Source organism: Caballeronia sp. SBC1 (assembly GCF_011493005.1).
In the GTDB taxonomy this organism is placed as follows: Bacteria; Pseudomonadota; Gammaproteobacteria; order Burkholderiales; family Burkholderiaceae; genus Caballeronia.
Genome location: NZ_CP049157.1, coordinates 915,050 through 931,333, shown reverse-complemented (window position 1 = coordinate 931,333; position 16,284 = coordinate 915,050). Strand labels below are relative to the sequence as shown.

Here is a 16,284-nt window from a genome sequence, read left to right as displayed (position 1 = left end):
GTGCTCAGAGCACAGCGAGCGATGAGTTGGGGATATCGGTCATGAGCATGTGACCCGGCCGATGCGCAATGGCGAACGGCAAGCGCGCGCTTTCAATGGCACTTTGCGGCGTCACGCCGCACGCCCAGAACACGGGTATCTCGTGCTCGTGAATGGAGACCGGTTGACCGTAGTCAGGCTGCATCAAGTCTTCAATACCCAGCACCGCCGGGCTCCCCAGATGCACGGGCGCACCGTGCACCGAAGGAAACCGGCTCGTGATCTGGATTGCCCGCACCGCATGCGCACCGCTCATGGGGCGCATGGAGACGACCAGCTTGCCGCCGAACGGCCCGGCCGCCTGGTTCGATATATTCGTCCGGTACATGGGCACGTTGACACCCTCGTCAACGTGCCGCAGCGGGATGCGTTCGCGCCCCAGCATCTGCTCGAATGAAAACGAGCAACCAATGGCGAACACCACCAGATCGTCACGCCAGAGTTCCACGATATCGTCGGGCTGCTCGAACAGCACACCGTCGCGATACACGTTGTAGCCGGGAACGTCGGTGCGGATATCGAGGTCGCGGCCTAGCGCCGGGACATTCCACTGGCCCGGTTCACCCACGCCGAGCAGCGGGCACGCCTTGGGGTTACGCACGCAAAAACGCAGGAAATCCTCTGCATAAGCGCTGGGGATGATGGCGAGATTCGCTTGCGCAAACTCGCCGCAGTGACCGGCCGTTGGACCGGTAAAACGCTTGCTGCGAACTTGCTGGCGAAAAAGATGCGGCATGGTTCAGGTCTCTCACGAATGCATTGAAATGGCGATTAAACAAGTGATGAGATGCAGGTTAGGGGCGAAAAAAATGCAGCGCCAGCGAGTTATTCCGCTCGCATGCGTTAAGGTTTTCTTAACAAGATCGTGGGGGTTTCCACTTAGCGGGGTTGGCGCACGCAGTCGCAGAAACAGGCGCTGAGTGAGGCCTCGGGCCTTTGTGAGCAGGGCTTTAACGCGCAGACTCTAATGCGCCGGAGTGCATCAACTGCTCAGAAACACCCTGCGAAAAACATCGGGTATGCAGGCGCATTTTTTTTGGCGGAGTTAATAATTCCTCCGGGCTGCCGTTAAGCGAAAGAGCGGGCTCGTTCTCCCGTGCCTCTCTTGACCGCAGTTCCTTTCAACTGGAAAACAAAAATGAACCGTCTGTCCCTGCGCCAGAAGTTATGGATGCCGCTGATTCTCTCGTGGTTCGGCCTTCTGACGCTAACCGTCTGGCACGCGTATCAGACGCGTGACCTGCAGTTGTCGGAGCGTCACCGCGATCTGGGCGATATTGTCGAGATGTCGTATTCAATCGCCGCCGGTCTCGACAAGCTGGCGCAGAGTGGCAAGATGTCCGTCGACGCCGCGAAGCAGGAAGCCATCGCGCGGATCGGCGACCTGCGGTATGACGGCGGCGGTTACGTCACTATCGTCGGGGCGAATTCGGTCATGATCATGCATCCGATCAGCCCGAAGCTGGACGGCAAGGACATGTCGGAGTGGAAGGACGCGAAGGGCAATGAGCTCTACAAGGCTATCGCCGCGGCCGGCAATTCGGCGGACGGCGGAGGGTTCCTCGAATATTGGTGGCCGAAGCCGGGCGAGACCGAACCGAGTTCAAAGCTGGGTTATACGAAGCGTTACAAGCCGTGGGACTGGGACATGATTGCGGGTACGTATCAGGACGATATCCAGGCCGCGTTCTATCGCACGCTCATGCACTCGTTCCTCATGCTGTTCGCACTCGGCGCGGCCATTTCTCTGTTCGCATCGATGGCAATCAAGAGCGTGAGCCGCGCGCTTGGCGGTGAACCTGCCGCCGCTGCGCAACTCGCGCGGCAGATTGCATCGGGCGATTTGACGGGACGTATCGATGTGACGGCAGGCGACACGCAGAGCGTCATCTCGGCGATCGCTTATACCCGCGACAGCCTGGCGGGCACGGTATCGCGTGTGAAGGATGCCGCCGACGCCATCAAGCTTGCCGCAGCCGAAATTGCCAGCGGCAACGCGGACCTGTCGAGCCGGACCGAGCAGCAGGCAGCGGCGCTGCAAGAGACCGCGGCGGCCATGGACGAGATCACATCCACGGTCCGGGCGAACGCCGAGAACGCCTCGCAAGCGAGTCAGGTGGCGGCGAGCGCGTCGGCGCAAGCGCTGCGAGGCGGCAGCGTGGTGGATGATGTGGTCGAGAACGTGCGCGCGATTGCCACCAGTTCGAAGCAGGTCGCCGAGATCACGGCGGTGATCGACGGCATTGCGTTCCAGACGAATATCCTCGCGCTGAACGCAGCGGTTGAAGCTGCGCGCGCCGGTGAAAACGGCCGGGGTTTTGCCGTGGTGGCGGGCGAAGTGCGCAGCCTCGCGCAACGTAGCGCGGCGGCGGCAAAAGAGATTCGCGTGCTGGTCGATGCCTCGCTGACGCAGATCGAAAGCGGTGCGGGACTCGCCGAAAACGCAGGCAAGGCAATGGCCGATATTGTCACGGCGGTCAAACGCGTGACTACAATTGTGGAGGACATTGCGACGGCGTCGAGCCAGCAGAGCGTAGGGATTGAAGAGGTCAACCGGGCGATCGCGCAGATGGACGGCACCACGCAACAGAACGCGGCGCTGGTGGAACAGGCCGCTGCTGCAGCGAGTTCGATGAACGACCAGGCATTGCGCCTGGGTGACGCCATGCAGTCGTTCCGGCTGACGCCTGCATGAATACACGCTTCCTCGAGACCTTCGTGACGCTGGCTGAACTGGAAAGTTTCCGGGCGACGGCGCGTGTCCTGCACGCCACGCCCGCAACCATTTCGCTACGCATCAAGTCGCTCGAGGACGAGTTGAAGACTGAGCTGGTCGACCGCACCTCAACGGCGTTTCGTTTGACGACTGCGGGGCAGAGCTTGCTCGGGCTCGCGAGGAACGTAGTCGACGCAGCGCGTGCATTGCGCGAGGCGGCGGGTCAGGAGGTGGTGGTCGGCGGCAAGCTGCGGCTGGGCGTGATCGAAACGGTGGTGCATAGCTGGCTGTCGCACTACATCACGTATCTCAACGCGAACTATCCGAAGCTTGATGTCGATCTCACCGTTGACTCGAGTTCGGTGTTGCAGCGCCGTTTGTTAAGCGGCGAGTTGGATCTCGTCATACGGGTGGAAGGGATCGACAGCACCAAGATTGCATCGAGTGCGGTCGCGAGTTATCCGGTGCGCTGGATCGCGAGACGCGGGCTATTGTCGCGACGCGCGACAGGGCTCGCACTACGCGTTCTGCAACGGCCGATAGTCACGTTCGGTCGTGGCACGGCACCGCAAGTCGCGCTGGAAAGCATCGTGCATACGCTTGCCCGGCAAGAGAACATGCGACCCGAACAAACGCGTATCACATGCTCGCCTTCGGTGGCAGCGATCGTTCAACTGGTGCGAGACGGATATGGCGTCGCCGGTATTCCCAGTCTTTTTGTCGCCAAGGAATTGCAAAGCGGCGAGTTCGTCGAGCTGCCGCTGAAGCCGGTTCCGCCGCCGATCATTGTGTCGTTGTGCAAGCCCGTCGATGCAAGCGTGATGGTCAATGCAGCGGCCAACGCAGCGCACGTTGCGTGTTCCGCTTACTCCAAATCGATTAAAAAAGACTTCCTGGAAGGGCTTTAACTTTTACTTTCATGCAAAGGCGCATTGCGCTGGAACACGACGGTTGGCTTGCCCTTGTACGTTGTCGTCCGAGTTTCCTCGAATGAACATTTCCTGGCGAGTGCAAGCGACGGCGCGTTTTCGGGGGAGATGATGCAGACGATTTCATCTTCGGGCCAGCGTGTATCCGCCCACTGCAGCGCGGCGCGCACGGCTTCAGTCGCGTAACCCTGTCCCTGCGACTCGGATGTCAACATCCACCCGATCTCCGGCGCTTCATCGAATGCCGGATCAATACCGCGCTTGTATTGCCCGAAGCCGACCTCGCCGACGAACTTCCCGCTGCGCTTCTCGCTGACCACCCAATAGCCGAATCCCATCAGTGCCCAATGGCCCGCGCTTCGAAGCACGCGTGCCCACGCTTCTTCCCTGGTGAACGCGACACCGGTGACATGGCGCACGACCGCGAGGTCCGACCACATGGCGTAGATGTCGTCGAAATCGGTTTGTTGCGGCGGGCGCAGGATGAGGCGCTCGGTTTCCAGGGCAGAGGAGTGGGGCATGGTGGAAGAACGTGAGTTTCGATGGGACGGGCGGCGCCTGAAGCGAACAGGGAATGTAGCCTTTCAGGTCGGGACCGCAAGGCATCAATGGCTAACTGTCGCGCTGCTGCCGAGTCGGTCGGCGGCAGCGTGAAGTCTCTTGTCGCGCGTCCATAGGCGTGCGTCGGGCGTCAGACGGGTCGACGCGAGAAGGGACGCATCGACGTAGCCGATACCTAGCCCGGATAGCGCAGCACTGCTAATGAAGTCAACGGTCTCTTCAGGCGTTGCGACCACCGCGCGTGGAAGGTTCAACAAGCTCTCCAGAACTCGATCGCTTTGCGATAAATTCCCCAGCGCCAACTCACCTATAACAAAAGGATGAGTCAACACGCGGCCAGAGAGTAATAGGTCGGTTAGAACGGCATTGCCGGCGCGCAGGTGGTCGATCCATATCGACGTGTCGACGAGGATCATGCCTTTGAAGATTGCCGACGGGGGATGGGTGACAACTTGGGTTCACTGCCGCCAAGTCGCGCAAGGCGACGTGCACTTTCGCGTTCAATTAGCGCCTTAAGTGCTTCGCGGACCAACGCGGATTTTTCCTGTAACCCCGTATAAGCTTGGGCTTTCGCGAGGAGATCGTCGTCGAGAGCTATTGTAGTGCGCATAAAACCTCCGTTCGGATAAGCACGAATTTTAGCATCAGTAGATGCGATATTATGTGCCTTTTCGTAGGGCCGCACTTTTCAAAGGAAGATTGTGGTCAAAGCTCGTAGTGTTAGCGATAACCAACCTTAAGCCATCACGCCGCTATGCTCCGACACCAGCATCTCGATCAACTCGCTTAGATCGCGCGTTGCTTCGTTACGCATGGTCGGCGCAATATGAAGCTCCAGTTCCGCCGGCGGCAACACCGGCAAGCCGTCCGATTCGCCGAAGGTCCGCCAGCACGCGGGCAACGTCCGGCGATCGATGATCGTCACCGCTGCACCATGATTCACCGCAATGCGGATTCCAGTCGGACTCTGGCTTGTGTACACGAGTTGATAGTCCCGCCCGATCGCGGTCAGCGCCTGCAATCCTCGTTGCCGATATGTACAACTTTCGTCGAAGAGCGCGAGCGGCACCGGCGCATCCGCGCACAACACAAAATCGCGGTGCGCTGCCCACACCAGCTCCTGACGCGCCAGGGGTTTTCCCCCGGCACGCTCGCCATGCCGCACGACCAGCGCCAGATCGAGCTCACCCGCACCCAGCCGCTCCAGCAATTCCAGCGACGTCCGGCAATGAATATGCGGCCGCGCGCCGGGACGCAACGCATAAAACGCCCGCAGCAATTCCGGCAGCCATAGTTCCGCATAATCCTCCGGCAGCCCAAAACGAATCACATTGCCGCGGCTGCCGCGCGTCAGCGAAGCAATCGCCTCGTTTTGCACCTGCAATATTCGCCGCGCATGGATCAGGAAATTCTCGCCGTCGCTTGAGAGCGCGAAATGACGGCTATTGCGCAGGAACAGGTGCGCGCCAAGCCGTTCCTCAAGCGTCCGGATACGCAGGCTGATAGTCGATTGCGTACGGTGAAGCTGGCGCGCCGCCGCTGTAAAACCTCCGCTTTCAGCCACCACTACAAACGCCCGCACGAGTTCCGCATCGAGTGAAGCGATCTTCGACCAATCGGGTTCGCTAATGGAATCCATCGGAAATACTCGCTTTCCAAAAGAAATTGGCCGCCAAAAGATCGGGCCGTTGTTCGCAGATTGTTGTTGAAGTCGACTCGTAAATCCACTCGCCAAAATATCGATTTGGAGCCTGCCGTGGTTCTCTCTGTTTCACTTGCCGATGCTGAATGCCTGGATCTCAGCGATATCGTCAACACTGACCGCTATCCCTTGCACGACCCGGACAGCCCCCGCCTGAACGAGCTAGTGGCGGCCTGCCGCGCCGAACTGGCTGCGAGCGGCAGCGCCGTGCTGCACGACTTCCTGCGCCCGGAGGCGCTGGAGCGCGCCCGCAACGAGGGTCGCGAGCTGGCCACCAAAACCTACTTTTCAACCCGTAAGGTCAACGCCTACTTTACCGCCGACGACCCCACGTTGTCCGACGCTGACCCGCGCCGCATCTTCATGGACCGTACCAGCGGTTTCGTGACACGTGACCTGATTCCGGCGGACGCGATTGTGCATCGCATCTATGTTGCCCAGGCGATGAAACGTTTCGTGGCGGATTGCCTGGGCGAAACGCGGGTGTGGGAATACGCCGATCCGTATGCGGGTCTGGTGCAGAACGTGATGCCGCCCGGCACCGAGCAGCCGTGGCATTACGACACGAACGAATTCATTGTTTCGATGATGACCCAGCAGCCCACCGCCGGCGGCGACTTCGAGTACTGCCCGAACATTCGCACGCCGCAAGGCGAGAACTATGAAGGCGTCGGCCGCGTGGTACGAGGGGAAACCCGCGAAGCCATCAACATCATCACCTTGCGTCCAGGCGACCTGCAATTGTTCAAGGGCCGCTTTTCGCTGCACCGCGTCACGCAGGTAGCGGGCGAAATCGAGCGTCACACGGCCATCTTCGCGTACTCGCAAAAGCCTGGCGTGATCGGACGGCTTGAACGGACGCGCCAGTTATATGGCCGTGTTTCGGAAGCTCATCTGGAAGCCGAGCAACGGCTCGTTCGCGCCGATAGCCTGGTCGATTAACTCGTCGATTAACCCTTATACAAAGCTCACATGTCGATTATTCGCCCCACCCATCTTCCTGAAGATTGCGAACCCACCGCCGCGGAAATTGCGCAGATTCAACGCGACCGGCTGGCTGCCGTGCGCCGCGAGTTGAAGAAGCGCGATCTTACCGCCGCTGTGTTGTTCGACCCGACCCACATGCGCTACGCCACCGGCTCGCGCAACATGCAGGTCTATTCAATGCGCAACCCCGCCCGCTATGTGTTCGTCCCGGCGGAAGGCAAGGTCGTGCTGTTCGAATACGCAGGCTGCGATTTTCTGGCCGAAGGGCTGGACACTGTCGATGAAGTCCGCCCCGCCACCGCGATTTCCTATTACTTTTGCGACGACATGCTCGGCCAGGTTACCGAGCGCTGGGCAGCCGAGATCGATGAGCTCATGACACAAAGCGGCGGCGGCAAGCGCATCGCGATCGAGAGCGCAACGTCCGCCGCGGCGTTCGCGTTGCAGGCGCGCGGCTATCAGGTCTTCGACGCACAGGAGCCGCTTGAACGCGCACGCGCCATCAAGGTGCCCAACGAGATCAAGATGATCCGTGCTTCGCTGCGTGCCGCTGAGGAGGGCGTGCGCAAGCTGGAAGGGGCACTGGTGCCGGGCATCAGCGAGAACGAGCTGTGGTCGCATCTGCATCAGCACATCATTGCGACCGATGGCGACTACATTGAAACGCGCCTGATCAGTTCGGGGCCACGCACCAATCCGTGGTTCCAGGAAAGCAGCCCGCGCAAGATCCAGTCGGGCGAACTGGTCGGGCTTGATACGGATGTGGTCGGACGCTTCGGCTACTACGCGGATTTTTCACGCACGTTCCTGTGCGGCGACGTTCAGGCGACAGCCGCGCAAAAGGATCTCTACCAGCTTGCGTACGAGCAGATTCATTCGAACATGGAGAACGTGCGCGCGGGCACGACTTTCCAGGAGTTCATTGCTCGCGCGTGGAAGATTCCCGAGCCATACCGCGCACGCCGCTATTTCGCGCTTGCGCATGGCGTTGGCATGACGGGCGAGTATCCGTACATCGTGCATAGAGAGGACAACGAGGCCAAGGGTTATGACGGCGTGATCGAGCCGGGCATGACTCTGTGTATCGAAAGCTATATTGGACACGAGGCAGGCGGCGAGGGTGTGAAGCTGGAAGAGCAGGTCTACATTCGCGACGACGGACGGGTCGAACTGCTCTCGGATTATCCGTTCGAGGCCAGGTTGCTTGCCTGATCCTCGCAGGCGACGTGTCATTAAAAGATCGATAACAAACCAACCCCATAGGTGCAAGACGATGCTCAAACGATTCTTCAAAGCTACTCTGCCTGCGCTGGTCGTGGTTGCGGCTACCGCTGGTACGGCACATGCCGCAGGGACCTTCTGCAGTTCGGGCAAGACCGTGCACTTTGCGGGCATTACGTGGGAAAGCGGCGCGTTTGCGACCGAAGTGCTGCGGCAGATCCTTGAAAAGGGCTACGGCTGCGCCACGGATGTCGTGCCCGGCAGCACGGCCGCCACCGAGACCGCGCTGGCAAGCAACGACGTGCAGGTCTGGGCCGAGCAATGGACCGGCCGTAGTGAAATCACGTCGAAAGCGGTCGCTGCCGGCAAGGTGAAACTGGTCGGCGACACGCTCCCGGGCGGCACGAAGGAAGGTTGGTTCGTGCCCGAATACGTGATCAAGGGCGACGCGTCGCGCAACATCAAGGCCAGCGCGCCGGGCCTTGTCTCAGTCACGGACTTGCCGAAATACAAGGACCTGTTCGCCGATGACGAAGAACCGGAGAAGGGCCGTTTCCTGAACTGCCCGACTGGCTGGGACTGCGAACGCGTGAATACGCGTTTGCTCAAGGTGCTGGGCCTCGATGCGTCATACACCAACTTCCATCCGGGCACGGGCGCCGCGCTCGATGCATCGATCGAATCGGCGTATCAGCGCGGCAAGCCTCTGGTGTTTTATTACTGGGGACCGGCTGCGTTGATGGCGAAATACAAGTTCGTCGAACTCAAGATGCCGCCGTATAACGACGCCTGCTGGAAGACCTTGCGTGATGAAAGCAGTACGAAGCAATGTGCTTCGTCATATATGGTTTCGCACGTGACAGTGGGTGTCTCGACCCCCTTCAGCGAAGCCGAACCGCAAGCCATGGCGATGTTCTCGAAGGTCAGCTTCCCGATGGACTTCCTGAACAGCACGATTCTTGAAATGACATCGAAGAAGATCGACGGCTCCGCCATGGCCACCACGTTCCTGCGCACGCACCCCGAGATGTGGAAGACCTGGGTGCCGGCCGACGTAGCGGCCAAGGTGCAGGCCAAGCTGGGCACTTAAAAACGGGCCCCTTTCCACTCCGCGCGATCCTTCTCAAGAACGAGTGAACCATGACGTCCATCTTTCCGCATCTATCGCTTGCCGACCCGATTAACGACAAGGTCGCATTGCTGGTCCAGAACTATGGCGATGCCTTCCACTCGTTCAGCCTGGTCGTGCTGAAATACCTGCTGGTGCCGCTGGAAAGCGGCTTGCGGATCACGCCGCCGTGGCTGCTGCTGATCCTCGCCGGTCTGCTCGCATGGCATGCCACGCGCAAGCTCTCGCTGGCAGCGTTGTTCGTGCTGCTGCTCTACGCAATTGGCGCGTTCGGGCTGTGGGACAAGCTGATGCAGACGCTCGCGCTGATGCTGGTCGCCACCGTACTGTCGATCGTGCTGGGCATTCCGCTGGGCATCCTGTGCTCGCAGAACCGCTGGGTACGCCGGGGGCTGTTGCCCGTGCTCGACGTGATGCAGACGCTGCCCAGCTTCGTGTACCTGATCCCGGTGCTGATGCTCTTCGGGCTTGGCAAGGTGCCCGCCATCTTCGCCACGGTGATCTATTCGCTGCCGCCGCTGATCCGGCTCACGGACCTGGGCATCCGGCAAGTGGACGGTGACGTGGCGGAAGCCGCGCGCTCCTTCGGCACGACACGCTGGCAGATGCTGATAGGCGTGCAGTTGCCGCTCGCGCGGCCAAGCATCATGGCCGGTATCAACCAGACCACCATGATGTCGTTGTCCATGGTCGTGATTGCATCGATGATCGGTTCGCGTGGCCTGGGCGAAGACGTGCTTGCAGGTATTCAGACACTCGATGTTGGCAAGGGCATGCAGGCGGGTATCGCCATTGTGATCCTGGCGATTGTCATCGACCGGATCTCGCAGGGTTACGGTCAGGAGCGCCGGGCGCGCATGGCGATCAGCGCGGACAGAAGGGCGCGCGTGCAGGCTCGCCAGAGCGCGCGAAGCGCCGGTCTTGGCGAGCCGGAAACGGCGGGCGATACCGCGTCGCGTCAGGTCTGAAACCTCATTCCCTCTTCTTGCGCGGAGCGCGAACATGACAGCTATCCGAGTCAGCAACGTCTACAAGATCTTCGGGCCGACGATGACCCATGCACGCGTTATCGACATGCTCAGGCACGGCGCGTCGAAGGCGGACGTGCTCGCCGACAACGGCTGTAACGTCGGCCTCAACAACATCAACCTGAATATTGAGGCGGGTCAGATCTTCGTGATCATGGGCTTGTCCGGTTCCGGCAAGTCCACGCTCGTACGCCACTTCAACCGGCTGATCGATCCGAGCGCGGGCGAGATCGTGATCGACGGCGAGAACATCCTGTCGCTCAACGCGGCGGGGCTGCGCGAGTTCCGGCGGCATCGTGTGAGCATGGTGTTCCAGAACTTTGGTCTGTTGCCTCATGCAACAGTGCTGGAGAACGCAGCGTATGCATTGCGTGTCAGAGGCGAGCGCCACGATGTCGCGAACCAGAAGGCCCGGACCTGGCTCGGCAAAGTGGGCCTGGATGGTTACGGCGATAAATTCCCAGACGAGCTTTCGGGCGGGATGCGCCAACGCGTAGGGCTTGCTCGTGCGCTGGCGGCCGACACGGAAGTGCTGCTGATGGACGAAGCATTTTCGGCACTTGATCCATTGATCCGAACCGAGATGCAGGATCAGTTGCTTGAGTTGCAGAGGACGTTGAACAAGACCATTGTCTTCATCACGCACGACCTGGATGAAGCGTTGCGGCTGGGCACGCAGATCGCGATTCTGCGCGATGGCGAACTCGTGCAGCAAGGCACGCCCGAAGACATTGTGCGTTTCCCCGCGAACGACTATGTCCGGCGGTTTGTCGAGCGGCGCGCCGAACGAGTCGCGTAACTCCTGGATCAGTTAACGCGATTGACTGAGTGCAGAACAGGGCCCTTAACAAGGGTCCTGGATACACACGCCCACACCGGGCGATCAATAAAAGAAGCGGCATAAAAGAAGCGTCATAAAAAAAGCAGGTCTACGCCGGCGATACGCCGGGTCCATGGTTTTGGAGCCATCAATGAAAAAGCAAGCAATCTGCATGACTTTGTCATGCCTGTTCGTCGCGGGCGCGCATGCCCAAAGCAGCGTGACGCTGTATGGCGTTATTGACGAAGGGTTCGACTATACGAATAACGTCAACGGCAATAAAGCCTATGAAATGCAGAGCGGTTATGCGCAGGGCAGCCGCTGGGGATTGAAGGGCGGCGAAGATCTGGGCGGGGGCGTCAAAGCAATTTTCACCCTTGAAAATGGCTTCAATCTGAATAACGGGCGACTAGGCCAGGGCGGACTTGAATTCGGCCGGCAGGCTTTCGTGGGCATTAGCGATGCCACATACGGAACGGTTACGTTGGGCCGGCAATATGATTCCGTAGTCGATTTTCTTGCGCAGACAACGGCGAACGGAAACTGGGCGGGTTATCTGTTTGCGCACCCGTACGATAACGACAATACCGACAATTCATTCCGCGTGAACAACACGGTGAAATACACGAGTCCGGCATGGGCCGGTTTCCAGTTCGGCGGCATGTACGGGTTCAGTAATGTGGCTGGGGGTTTTGCCGACAACCGGCTAATGAGCGTGGGCGCGCAATACACCTACGGCGGTTTGCTGATCGCGGCTGCCTATTTGAACTCGGATAACCCATCCGGCACGACGAGCGGCGCCATTGCGACGACCGACCAGAACTTCCTCGCGCAGCGCCTTCGCATTTTCGGGGCGGGCATCAACTACACCATGGGCAATGCCACGGTCGGCTTTGCGTACACCAACTCCAACATGGCCGACCCGACTTCCACCACCTATATCTCGGGGTCGATCGTGCCGGCTGGCGGGTCAATATCGTCGCTCAAGTTCAACAACTTCGAGATCAACGGCAAGTATCAATTCACCCCGGCGTTTTTTGTCGGCGCGCAGTATGTCTATACACGTGCTACCGATAATGCCAGCACCGGCACCACGCATCCGAACTATCAGTCGGCCGGATTGATGGCCGACTACCTGCTGTCCAAGCGAACCGATGTCTACGCCCAGGCTGCTTTCCAGTCCGTCGGCGGCGACAGCACCGGGACCGCCCTGGATCAGGCCTACGTGCCCGGTGCAGCGGATGCTTCGTCCACGTCGAAGCAGGTTGTCGTGCGGCTCGCGATACGTCACGCGTTCTGATCGCGGCGTGTTCCCGGGCGACAGCCGTTGCCCGGGGACAATGAACTTCACGCCCGCAGCAGCCTTCACATCTTGATGACATCCATCACGGTTTTCTTCTTGTCCTTGAACTGATAGATCGTGATGGCTGCGTCCTTGAGATCGCCATGCGGATCGAACGCAATGCGGCCGATCACGCCGTCATACCGAGTCGATGGCATCGCGGCAAGCACTTTGGCGTGATCGGTCGAGTCGGCGCGTTTCATCGCGTTGTAGATCACGTAGACGGCGTCATAGGTGAACGGCGCATACGCATCGATCGGCGTATTGAAGCGTGCTGTATAGCGTTTTTCGAAGTCCTGTCCCTTGGGCATCTTCGAGAGCGCAAGGCCCGCCTCTGAGCATGTCACATTGCCGATCGCGTCGCCGGCCAGATCGATCATCTTCTCCGTGCATGCGCCGTCGCCGCCCAGTACCTTCGCTGTTATCCCGAGATTGCCCGCCTGCTTGGCCAATGGCCCGGCGGTGGCGTCCGAACCGCCGTACATGATGACGTCGGGACGCAAGCCTTTTATCTTTGTCAGGATCGCGCGAAAATCGGTTGCCTTATCGTTGGTCTGTTCGCGTGTGACGATCGTGCCGCCATTCGCTTTCGCGGCCTTTTCGAATTCATCGGCGAGTCCCTGGCCGTAGGCCGTGGAGTCGTCGATGATCGCAATCCGCTTCGCATGCAGCGAATCGAGCGCGTAATGGGCGAGCGCCGGTCCCTGCAGCGCGTCGGTAGCGACTACGCGAAACGTGGTCTTGTATCCCTGCAGCGTGTACGTGGGGTTGGTCGAACCTTGCGAAATCTGCACGATGCCAGCTTCGCTGTAGATCTTCGACGCGGGGATCGAGACGCCCGAATTGATGTCGCCCACAACAGCCACCACGCCGTCGTCCACCAGCTTTTGCGCGACCTGCGTGCCGGTGCGGGGATCGGCGGCGTCGTCCTGCGAGTCGAGCTGGAATTTGACTGGCTTGCCGCCAATCACGGGGTGCTGGCTGTTGATCTCGTCGATCGCCAGCCGGGCAGCATTTTCGCTGTCCTTGCCCATGTGGGAAAGCTGCCCGGTCAGCGGCGCAGCGTGGCCGATCAGGACGACGGCCGGATCGGCGGCGAAACCTGGTCCGCTAACAGCCAGAAGAACCGCAGCGGCGAGCGCAGAGCAAGCGGGACGCGAGAAACGAAGTGGGGTGGAGTAGGTCACGAGCAGATCCTTGGGGCTTGGAGAGTGAGCGGAGGGCGGCGCCGCAACATGGGTGGCGAATGAGGCTCAGTATTCAAACGCCAATTTGCCCCGTCCAGCGACTAATTCTGTTGGCCGGCAATAAACAAATCTAATGCCTTGCTGAAGTCGCGCGAATAATGAACCTGGCGTTCGATCATCGCTGTCATTCAACGTGGGTCAGCGCGTCGACCATGTAGCGATGCCGGAGGCTGCGTCCCAGTACCGGATCATGTAGTTCGAGCTCATAGCCCGCTCCTGCGCTTAGTTCGCCGAGGACGGCTTGCGTGCCGCAGAACATCGCCGATCCGGGCGGCATGGCGGCCGCGCCGAAACCTCGTTCAATTAACTCGTCCGGATGCAGCAAGCGGGCGAGCGTGCCTTCCTGGTACAGCAAGGGGTCGGCGTCACCGTCGATTCGCCAACTGCGCGCGATCAGCGAATCCCAGTGAGGGGCAATATCGGCGTAACGCCAGAGCGCAGCGCTTAACGGCTTGGCGCACATCTGCTTCGATACCGCGACGTCATAGCTTTCCACCCGGCGATCCGTATGATCGGACCCTATGCCGACGAGCAAGCCATCGTTCGCGGTCTGGATCAGCACGACCTCGACCTCGCCGGATGAGTGCGCGCCCACCACGTCGATTGCGTCCTCGGTCGTCAGCAACGCTGGCGCGATTTCGTAGAACGTTGGCACCGACGCCGGGCGTTTGACGCCAAGTGCTTCCAGCTCGTGGATATGGTGCTCGACGTCGCGCGCGTCACGCCCCGCCCAGCCGGCGATGACCAGGCGGCTCACCGTTACCTCGATAACCGTGATACCCGCGCCATTATCTATCCCGCATTCGAGTGTTTTCATCAAAACTTTTCACCGGTTGGATTCAATGAATGACAGTCTTGAAGAAGGGCGCGGCGAAGTCCAACAAGTAAATGTGGACTCATGTGGTCACTTTTTCTTGTCACGCGGGCAGTCTTCCGGCGATAAACTCACGGGAATGATTCGGTCGATGCTCGCCGCCCGCCGCTTCGTCAGCTTCCTCAGCTCTGTCACGCAACGCATCAGCCGGGGTGCGCCATGAATGTCCGCTTTCTCGAAACGTTTGTATGGCTCGCCAAGCTGCGCAATTTCCGGATGACGGCCGAGCACCTGCACGCGACCCAGGCCGCCATCTCCAGCCGGATATCTGCGCTCGAGCAGGAGTTTGGCGTGCGTCTGTTCGACCGCGGACCACGCGATGTGACGCTCACGCAGGAAGGCACCAAGGCGCTGGCGTTCGCGGAGCAAATCCTTAAGCTGAACCGCGACATGCTCGCAAGCGTGAGCGACCGCTCCAAGGTCTCGGGGTTGCTGCGGCTGGGGGTGATCGAGTCGGTCGTGCATACATGGTTGCCGAATCTGCTGAAGCGGGTGCGGGAGGAATACCCGAACCTGACGATCGAACTTACGTCGGACACGACAGCTAATCTGTCCGGGCATCTCATCAACGGCAATGTCGACGTCGCGTTGCTGACCACAAACGTCACCGGCAGCGACGCGGTCAACATTCCGCTTGGGACGCTCCCCATGCAATGGGTGGCGAGCCCTTCATTGAATCTATCGGCTGAAGCGCTCTCGGAGGCTGAACTGGCCGCGTTTCCCATCGTCAGTTTTGCGCGGCATTCGGCGCCGCATGGTTTTCTCACTGAGTTGTTCGCAGCGAGCGGCGAGACCACCGTCCAGATCAACTGCGTCTCGTCCGTGGCGGCGATCATCCGTCTTGTCATCGATGGGTTCGGCATAGCCGTGCTGCCGACTGCTTTTGTCATGCACGAGTTGCAGTCGGGTCGCCTGCAATTGCTGCAGGTAACGCACCGCGTTCCGGCGCTCCCGCTCGTTGCCGCGTTCAGGCGCAGTCCGGACAGCCTGCTGTGCGAGTCCATTACGCGCCTCGCGTTGCAGGTCGTGCGCGATTTCAGCCTCGCCAACGGCCCTGATTTCGCGCTGCTCCCCAACACAGCTGATACGCCGATTTCACCGTCAAGCCCCCCGATAAATCCAGACGCCTTGCCGAAAAATGCCTACTGACTCCTATCCTTCTCTCACGATTCAACCGCTCAGCGCCGAGGCCTTCGACGCGTATGGCTGGATGTTGGGCAAACCGCTTAAAAGCGATGGCCACGCTCCCGCGTACACCAGTCCGGCGTCGGATTTCTGGCGCGAACATCTCTTCGATACCGGCGTGGCCGGCGAGACTGAAGTCCTGTGGGTGAAGTACAGGAACGCTGACGAAACGGTTGCAAGCCTCGAAGCCCATTGGCTCACGCAGCAAGCCATCGTGCCGCTGACCGGGCCAGTGATTCAGATCGTTGCAACGAGCACCGAGGGTGGCCAACCAAATATGGAGTCGCTGCGCGCGTTTTGGGTGCCGCAGGGCGAGGGTGTCTGCATGCGGCCGCACTGCTGGCACGCGACCCGGGTGCTTCATGGCGAGTCGACGTGCCTGATGCTTACCCGTCGCTCGACGACCTACGACCTGGTGGTCCATCTGGAGACCGGAGCGCCCGCATGCGAGAGCGCAATCAAACCGATTCCGACGCATAAGCTGGTGGGTCAGTAACCGCCGGG

Annotated in this window: 17 protein-coding genes; 10 read left to right on the top strand and 7 right to left on the bottom strand. The window is 60.2% G+C overall.

What is annotated here, in order from left to right; translation table 11 throughout:
• Nucleotides 1–4 precede the first annotated feature (4 nt).
• Nucleotides 5–775: a putative hydro-lyase gene (locus tag SBC1_RS22250; RefSeq protein ID WP_165096136.1), complete on the bottom strand. Its 771-nt coding sequence runs from the start codon at nucleotides 773–775 to the stop codon at nucleotides 5–7.
• A gap of 402 nt (nucleotides 776–1,177) precedes the next feature.
• Between SBC1_RS22250 and SBC1_RS22245 the strand changes: the two genes are divergently transcribed.
• Nucleotides 1,178–2,734, top strand: a complete 1,557-nt coding sequence (locus SBC1_RS22245) for a methyl-accepting chemotaxis protein (RefSeq protein WP_165096139.1) — start codon at nucleotides 1,178–1,180, stop codon at nucleotides 2,732–2,734.
• Nucleotides 2,731–3,663 carry a LysR family transcriptional regulator gene (locus SBC1_RS22240; RefSeq protein ID WP_165096143.1) on the top strand — a complete coding sequence of 311 codons (933 nt, stop codon included), beginning with the start codon at nucleotides 2,731–2,733 and terminating at the stop codon, nucleotides 3,661–3,663. The genes SBC1_RS22245 and SBC1_RS22240 overlap by 4 nt, the downstream gene beginning before the upstream one ends.
• On the opposite strand, the gene SBC1_RS22235 is transcribed toward SBC1_RS22240, so the two are convergent.
• From SBC1_RS22235 to SBC1_RS22220, 4 genes are all read right to left on the bottom strand, one after another.
• Nucleotides 3,660–4,205: a GNAT family N-acetyltransferase gene (locus SBC1_RS22235; protein ID WP_165096146.1), complete on the bottom strand. Its 546-nt coding sequence runs from the start codon at nucleotides 4,203–4,205 to the stop codon at nucleotides 3,660–3,662. The two genes, SBC1_RS22240 and SBC1_RS22235, sit on opposite strands and share 4 nt — an antisense overlap.
• A gap of 84 nt (nucleotides 4,206–4,289) precedes the next feature.
• Nucleotides 4,290–4,661 carry a type II toxin-antitoxin system VapC family toxin gene (locus SBC1_RS22230; RefSeq protein WP_165096149.1) on the bottom strand — a complete coding sequence of 124 codons (372 nt, stop codon included), beginning with the start codon at nucleotides 4,659–4,661 and terminating at the stop codon, nucleotides 4,290–4,292.
• Complete coding sequence (locus SBC1_RS22225) at nucleotides 4,658–4,855, bottom strand: type II toxin-antitoxin system VapB family antitoxin (RefSeq protein ID WP_165096154.1); 198 nt, start codon at nucleotides 4,853–4,855, stop codon at nucleotides 4,658–4,660. Before SBC1_RS22225 ends, SBC1_RS22230 begins: the two co-directional genes overlap by 4 nt.
• A 126-nt stretch (nucleotides 4,856–4,981) precedes the next feature.
• The gene (locus SBC1_RS22220; RefSeq protein WP_165096159.1) at nucleotides 4,982–5,884 is read right to left on the bottom strand and encodes a LysR substrate-binding domain-containing protein; all 903 of its coding nucleotides are present in this window, start codon (nucleotides 5,882–5,884) and stop codon (nucleotides 4,982–4,984) included.
• Nucleotides 5,885–6,001: 117 nt separating this feature from the next.
• On the opposite strand from SBC1_RS22220, the gene SBC1_RS22215 reads away from it, so the two are divergent.
• The 6 genes from SBC1_RS22215 (at nucleotide 6,002) to SBC1_RS22190 (ending at nucleotide 12,432) form a co-directional block, all read left to right on the top strand.
• Nucleotides 6,002–6,889, top strand: a complete 888-nt coding sequence (locus SBC1_RS22215) for a hypothetical protein (RefSeq protein ID WP_165096162.1) — start codon at nucleotides 6,002–6,004, stop codon at nucleotides 6,887–6,889.
• A 30-nt stretch (nucleotides 6,890–6,919) separates the two neighbouring features.
• Complete coding sequence (locus SBC1_RS22210; RefSeq protein WP_165096166.1) at nucleotides 6,920–8,146, top strand: Xaa-Pro peptidase family protein; 1,227 nt, start codon at nucleotides 6,920–6,922, stop codon at nucleotides 8,144–8,146.
• Between the two features lie 61 nt (nucleotides 8,147–8,207).
• Nucleotides 8,208–9,245, top strand: a complete 1,038-nt coding sequence (locus SBC1_RS22205; protein ID WP_165096169.1) for an ABC transporter substrate-binding protein — start codon at nucleotides 8,208–8,210, stop codon at nucleotides 9,243–9,245.
• Nucleotides 9,246–9,304: 59 nt separating this feature from the next.
• Nucleotides 9,305–10,252, top strand: a complete 948-nt coding sequence (locus SBC1_RS22200; RefSeq protein ID WP_370469659.1) for an ABC transporter permease — start codon at nucleotides 9,305–9,307, stop codon at nucleotides 10,250–10,252.
• A 34-nt stretch (nucleotides 10,253–10,286) separates the two neighbouring features.
• Complete coding sequence (locus SBC1_RS22195) at nucleotides 10,287–11,111, top strand: glycine betaine/L-proline ABC transporter ATP-binding protein (protein WP_051888135.1); 825 nt, start codon at nucleotides 10,287–10,289, stop codon at nucleotides 11,109–11,111.
• A gap of 172 nt (nucleotides 11,112–11,283) precedes the next feature.
• Nucleotides 11,284–12,432, top strand: a complete 1,149-nt coding sequence (locus tag SBC1_RS22190) for a porin (RefSeq protein ID WP_165096175.1) — start codon at nucleotides 11,284–11,286, stop codon at nucleotides 12,430–12,432.
• A 65-nt stretch (nucleotides 12,433–12,497) separates the two neighbouring features.
• Here the strand turns inward: SBC1_RS22190 and SBC1_RS22185 are convergent, their stop codons facing one another.
• Nucleotides 12,498–13,595, bottom strand: a complete 1,098-nt coding sequence (locus SBC1_RS22185; RefSeq protein WP_241202259.1) for a branched-chain amino acid ABC transporter substrate-binding protein — start codon at nucleotides 13,593–13,595, stop codon at nucleotides 12,498–12,500.
• Between the two features lie 250 nt (nucleotides 13,596–13,845).
• Nucleotides 13,846–14,538 carry a DUF2848 domain-containing protein gene (locus SBC1_RS22180; protein WP_165096180.1) on the bottom strand — a complete coding sequence of 231 codons (693 nt, stop codon included), beginning with the start codon at nucleotides 14,536–14,538 and terminating at the stop codon, nucleotides 13,846–13,848.
• 216 nt (nucleotides 14,539–14,754) lie between these two features.
• Between SBC1_RS22180 and SBC1_RS22175 the strand changes: the two genes are divergently transcribed.
• Together SBC1_RS22175 and SBC1_RS22170 are read left to right on the top strand one after the other, a co-directional pair.
• Nucleotides 14,755–15,744 carry a LysR family transcriptional regulator gene (locus SBC1_RS22175; protein WP_165096183.1) on the top strand — a complete coding sequence of 330 codons (990 nt, stop codon included), beginning with the start codon at nucleotides 14,755–14,757 and terminating at the stop codon, nucleotides 15,742–15,744.
• Nucleotides 15,734–16,276 (top strand): ureidoglycolate lyase, encoded by a 543-nt coding sequence (locus SBC1_RS22170; protein ID WP_165096186.1) that lies wholly within the window; start codon nucleotides 15,734–15,736, stop codon nucleotides 16,274–16,276. The genes SBC1_RS22175 and SBC1_RS22170 overlap by 11 nt, the downstream gene beginning before the upstream one ends.
• The last annotated feature ends 8 nt before the right edge of the window (nucleotides 16,277–16,284 follow it).

Bases quoted from the DNA above. Each gene is read 5' to 3' on its own strand.
- SBC1_RS22250 (WP_165096136.1), bottom strand. From the start codon at position 775: ATGCCGCATCTTTTTCGCCAGCAAGTTCGCAGCAAGCGTTTTACCGGT.
- SBC1_RS22245 (WP_165096139.1), top strand. From the start codon at position 1,178: ATGAACCGTCTGTCCCTGCGCCAGAAGTTATGGATGCCGCTGATTCTC.
- SBC1_RS22240 (WP_165096143.1), top strand. From the start codon at position 2,731: ATGAATACACGCTTCCTCGAGACCTTCGTGACGCTGGCTGAACTGGAA.
- SBC1_RS22235 (WP_165096146.1), bottom strand. From the start codon at position 4,205: ATGCCCCACTCCTCTGCCCTGGAAACCGAGCGCCTCATCCTGCGCCCG.
- SBC1_RS22230 (WP_165096149.1), bottom strand. From the start codon at position 4,661: ATGATCCTCGTCGACACGTCGATATGGATCGACCACCTGCGCGCCGGC.
- SBC1_RS22225 (WP_165096154.1), bottom strand. From the start codon at position 4,855: ATGCGCACTACAATAGCTCTCGACGACGATCTCCTCGCGAAAGCCCAA.
- SBC1_RS22220 (WP_165096159.1), bottom strand. From the start codon at position 5,884: ATGGATTCCATTAGCGAACCCGATTGGTCGAAGATCGCTTCACTCGAT.
- SBC1_RS22210 (WP_165096166.1), top strand. From the start codon at position 6,920: ATGTCGATTATTCGCCCCACCCATCTTCCTGAAGATTGCGAACCCACC.
- SBC1_RS22205 (WP_165096169.1), top strand. From the start codon at position 8,208: ATGCTCAAACGATTCTTCAAAGCTACTCTGCCTGCGCTGGTCGTGGTT.
- SBC1_RS22195 (WP_051888135.1), top strand. From the start codon at position 10,287: ATGACAGCTATCCGAGTCAGCAACGTCTACAAGATCTTCGGGCCGACG.
- SBC1_RS22190 (WP_165096175.1), top strand. From the start codon at position 11,284: ATGAAAAAGCAAGCAATCTGCATGACTTTGTCATGCCTGTTCGTCGCG.
- SBC1_RS22180 (WP_165096180.1), bottom strand. From the start codon at position 14,538: ATGAAAACACTCGAATGCGGGATAGATAATGGCGCGGGTATCACGGTT.
- SBC1_RS22175 (WP_165096183.1), top strand. From the start codon at position 14,755: ATGAATGTCCGCTTTCTCGAAACGTTTGTATGGCTCGCCAAGCTGCGC.
- SBC1_RS22170 (WP_165096186.1), top strand. From the start codon at position 15,734: ATGCCTACTGACTCCTATCCTTCTCTCACGATTCAACCGCTCAGCGCC.